This is a genomic window from Mycolicibacterium sp. 624, assembly GCF_040548615.1.
Taxonomy (GTDB): domain Bacteria; phylum Actinomycetota; class Actinomycetes; order Mycobacteriales; family Mycobacteriaceae; genus Mycobacterium.
Genome location: NZ_JBEPRZ010000002.1, coordinates 392,081 through 392,919, shown reverse-complemented (window position 1 = coordinate 392,919; position 839 = coordinate 392,081). Strand labels below are relative to the sequence as shown.

At 64.2% G+C, this 839-nt stretch carries 1 protein-coding gene; it reads right to left on the bottom strand.

Annotation, left to right across the window (positions count from 1 at the left end):
• Positions 1 to 48: 48 nt before the first annotated feature.
• The gene (locus ABIA65_RS09025; RefSeq protein WP_354523309.1) at positions 49 to 723 is read right to left on the bottom strand and encodes a methyltransferase family protein; all 675 of its coding nucleotides are present in this window, start codon (positions 721 to 723) and stop codon (positions 49 to 51) included.
• Positions 724 to 839: the final 116 nt, after the last annotated feature.

Below are 839 nucleotides of genomic sequence, written 5' to 3'. Positions count from 1 at the left end.
CCCGAGCCGGAGACCTATGGACCACCGCACCCCCGGGTGGTGCGGTGGTCACCACATATGTGGCACAAGGCGATAGCGCGCCTTCTGCGTGTACTCGCGGTATCCGTCCAACTCCTCGACGAGCAGTTTCTCCTCGTCGCGGATCCGCAGGATGAGCACGATCAGGCCGGGAATGACGGGGACGAGTCCCCAGTAGGAGCCGAGCGCGAGGGGGAACCCGATTATCGTGATCACGTTGCCGGTGTACATGGGGTGACGCACCAGCCCGTACAGACCGGTGGAGACGACCTTCTGGTCAGACTCCACCTGGACGGTGGAGGCCGCGAAGCCGTTCTGAATGACCACCAGGCTCGTCACACCCAGTCCGACGACGACCAGGACATCGCCGACCAGGCAGACTGCCGCTGGCACCGACGACCAGCCAAAGCGATGGTCCAGAGCGCTCACGACGACCATTGCCGCCAGCGACGAGTACCAGCAGGCAATGAGGAGCTTTTGCACCGTGCGGGATTCGGCCACCGGCCCCGCATGCTTGCGCCGTTGGTGCGCAGCGGGGTTCGCGCGCAGCAGGTAGATGGTGGGGATCCATGTCGAAAGGGCGAACACCACCAGAAAAACCCATGCTTGCCAGTAGTCGACGGTTCCGGCGAGCCCGAACAGCACCAGGCCGAACACGGCGAGTTCGACAAGCCCGAACGCCAACACTCTCGCAATGGCCTTCACCGATCCTCCTACGCACGTCGATACCGTTCGCAGACACCGCACGTCGGGGAGGTTGGGTAGCCGCTATTCCCAGCGCCGCGTCGATTGCCAGCAGCCACAACTGCGGCGCACGCCTA